The 2,973-nt window shown below is 39.9% G+C and carries 2 protein-coding genes and 1 pseudogene; all 3 read right to left on the reverse strand.

Annotated elements, in window-relative coordinates; genetic code table 11:
• Positions 1-1,059, reverse strand: a 1,059-nt coding sequence (locus tag QUA03_RS28635; RefSeq protein WP_333217074.1) for a leucine-rich repeat domain-containing protein, incomplete at its 3' end; no start/stop codon positions are given.
• Positions 1,060-2,028: 969 nt separating this feature from the next.
• Positions 2,029-2,136, reverse strand: a pseudogene (locus tag QUA03_RS28640) (IS1 family transposase); the annotation flags it as partial.
• Between the two features lie 711 nt (positions 2,137-2,847).
• On the reverse strand, positions 2,848-2,973 hold the full coding sequence (locus QUA03_RS29115) for a leucine-rich repeat domain-containing protein (RefSeq protein WP_445304885.1): 126 nt from the start codon (positions 2,971-2,973) through the stop codon (positions 2,848-2,850).

Raw genomic sequence — 2,973 nt, forward strand, 5'->3', positions numbered from 1 at the left:
GGCTCTACCATAGGACTGGCAATGCTTTTGGGGTGTGTTACTGCTTATACTACCACGAGAGTGACAAAAGAGGGCTAAAGATGTTAGCGGTTTGATGTCACTGATTTGATTGTTGTGAAGATCGAGTACAGTCAGGTTAGTCAAGGATGCTAGCGGTTTGATGTCACTGATTTTATTGTTGTTAAGGTTGAGCCAATTCAGGTTAGTCAAGGATTCTAGCGGTTTGATGTCACTGATTTTATTGTTGTCGAGGAAGAGCGAAGTCAGGTTAGTCAAGGATTTTAGCGGTTTGATGTCACGGATTTGATTTTTGTCGAGCCAGAGGTAATTCAGTTTAGTCAAGGATTCTAGCGGTTGGATATCCCCGAGCTGATTGCTGTTGAGGGAGAGGTAATTCAGTTTAGTCAAGGATTCTAGCGGTTGGATATCCCCGAGCTGATTGCTGTCGAGCCAGAGGTAATTCAGTTTAGTCAAGGATGCTAGCGGTTTGATGTCACGGATTTGATTTTTGTCGAGCCAGAGGTAATTCAGTTTAGTCAAGGATGCTAGCGGTTTGATGTCCTTGATTTGATTTTTGTCGAGCCAGAGGTAATTCAGTTTAGTCAAGGATGCTAGCGGTTTGATGTCCTTGATTTGATTGTGGGTGAGGGCGAGGTAATTCAGTTTAGTCAAGGATGCTAGCGGTTTGATGTCGCTGATTTGATTGTTGTCGAGGGAGAGCCAATCCAGGTGAGTCAAAGATGCTAGCGGTTTGATGTCACGGATTTGATTTTTGTCGAGCTTTAGTTTCGTGAGACTCGAAAGTTTCTGAGCGGCTGCCTTGCACTCAGTAGTTCCCGCTTTCTTCAACAACACCTCAACAGTATGTTTAGTTTCAGGACTTAAAGAAGCCTTTTTGTGACACCAATTAGCAAATTTCCGTTCACTATCGCCCCGTTGTTTCTGCACGAGCCATGAGAAAAGTTCATTTCTACTAATTTGCGACTGACCCCATATTCGCAGTAACAGAATGCTGACCAATCCTATCGAAGTCAATTTCATCAATTGGGAGTGATTCATTAGCATCTCCTAAAATGTGGTAGATGTCAAAAGTAAAGATATCGCCAACACGTTAGCTGACTTTAGCCCGACGTTCTTGAAACCGTGTTACAAACTCTTGGCATTGACAGAGAATGTTGGGTTGATGGCTTTTATCTTAAATAGCTTATGGTGTAAGCTGTTCCAACATGAGCTCAGTATACCCATTTTTTTTACTCCAAATTACACCACTCAAGATTTGAAAGAAATTGTTTGATTCATGGCTTTTACCTTAAATAGCTTATGGTGTAAGCTGTTCCAACATGAGTTCAGTATACCCATCTTTTCCACTCCAAATTACACCACTCAAGATTTGACAGAGAGTGTTTGGTTTATGGCTTTTGTCCTAAATAGCTTATGGTGTAAGCTGTTCCAACATGAGCTCAGTATACCCATTTTGGTGTTGCTGAATACAGGTATGAATTCAAGTTTTCGGAATGGCTATAAGCCAAGTAGGGTGAGTTTTGTAACATCAAGCGAAAAGTTGATTCATACGCCAGAATCAGCAACGCCGAAAAACGATTAAACCAGTCATAATTACGGAGATCGTATCGTATTAGCCTGTTTGAGTGATTTATAAATGTAAACTGATAGTCACCATCGGAGTTGGTATCAAAAAATGTAGCCAGGTCGCTCTCCTTTTTTATTATGGATTGGTTCCTAAATGTTGAGTTTGGATAATTTGTTTCAAATCCCAACTCTGTTTGCTTAATTAATATCGTAAATAAACAAATGGGATGAAACTAGAGTAGTTTGTGCCAATTTAATTGCTTGAGTTTGTATTTCCTGTTGCTCGTAAAGGTAGTTATTTTTGCACAACTGTGCAATGGGTAATATCAAAATTGGGCGTTGCTGATTCACGGTATGAGTCAACTTTTTGCGAAAGTTACAAAACTCATCCTACTGGGCTTATAGGACTCCAAACTTGGCGTTGCTCAATAGCGGTATGAATTATTGAGGAACCGGAACATCCCAGAATTTCAGATAATGTAGTAACAATCTAATTGAGTGTCTCAGTAGTTCTTCTAATTGGGAATAGCGCAGTATCTTGCAATACAGAAATGTGATCAGTGTTTACCTAGTTTCTTCCCATTTTTACGGATATGGGTGCAAACGCATTCTGGGCATTGCATCCTCAATTGATTTCAATTCATACGAACATTATGCAACGCCCCCATTTTTTCCACTCCAAATTACACCAGTCAAGATTTGAGAGAGATTATTTGGTTCAGGGCTTTTATCCTAAATAGCTTATGGTGTAAGCTGTTCTAACATGAGCTCAGTATACCCATTTTCTCCACTCCAAATTACACCACTCAAGATTTGACAGCCTTTTATGAAAATGGTTGGTTTAACTTTGACATCGGGGTGAAATGAGCAGTCGTACAGAAACTTACGCTAAGGAATTGATTAGTCGTTTTGAATATTGCGTTCGCCTCTTATAAATCTGTACCAATCGATCTGTCTGAAACTTAAAAGTCTCAAATCCTTACTGTGCCGTACAAAAAAGCTGTACCAAAAAATTTATGCTCTAATTGGTACAGTTTAATTTTTAACTCTTTAAGTTTTTGAGAGATAAAAAGATAGTTCCCAGAATGCTTATCCAGTAAAAGTTTCAGCCTTAGCGTAAGTTTCTGTACGACTGCTCATTTACCCCCTAAGTTAGGCGGGGAAACCCAAATTTTCTAGCCTAAAGCTTGTAACCGTTGCAGTTTCATCCGAATAATCTAATTTTCCTATTTAGATTTGGAACGGCTACAGCTCCCTCAGCTATTCATATATTTTCAGTCTCGGCAATTGTTTGAGCGTCTCTGGAATGGAGGTAATCTGATTTTCATTGAGACGAAGCTCTCTCAGATTCGATAGTTGCCCGAGCGCTTCTGGGATGGAGGTAAT

Source organism: Microcoleus sp. S36b_A4 (assembly GCF_036700645.1).
In the GTDB taxonomy this organism is placed as follows: domain Bacteria; phylum Cyanobacteriota; class Cyanobacteriia; order Cyanobacteriales; family Microcoleaceae; genus Microcoleus.